Below are 329 nucleotides of genomic sequence, written 5' to 3'. Positions count from 1 at the left end.
GAGTGCGGCGCAGCGCCCGTTGAAACACCCGCCGACGGCTTTGTTCAGGGCTATCGCAACGACTTCATCGCCATCCCCTGGGAGGTGTTTTACCGACCTGCGCTCAAACACACCAAGCCGCAGGTGCTGGGCATGCAGACTGCGCGCGTCAGCGGTCCTGTCAGCGAAGAGGTGCATTGCGATGCATACGGCCGGGTCAAGGTGCAATTTCATTGGGACCGCGAAGGTCAGCACGACGACAACAGCAGTTGCTGGCTGCGCGTGGCCTCTCGTTGGGCGGGCGACTGTTACGGCGCCGTGACCCTGCCACGGGTCGGCATGGAAGTGCT

General features: G+C 63.2%; 1 protein-coding gene. It reads left to right on the top strand.

The features are described from left to right. On the top strand, window positions 1-329 hold a 329-nt coding region (locus B347_RS24690; protein ID WP_033387241.1), incomplete at both ends, for a phage baseplate assembly protein V.

Source organism: Pseudomonas psychrophila HA-4 (assembly GCF_000282975.1).
In the GTDB taxonomy this organism is placed as follows: Bacteria; Pseudomonadota; Gammaproteobacteria; order Pseudomonadales; family Pseudomonadaceae; genus Aquipseudomonas; species Aquipseudomonas psychrophila_A.
The sequence above is the reverse complement of the archived record's forward strand: the minus strand, read 5'-3'. Positions and strand labels throughout refer to the sequence as shown.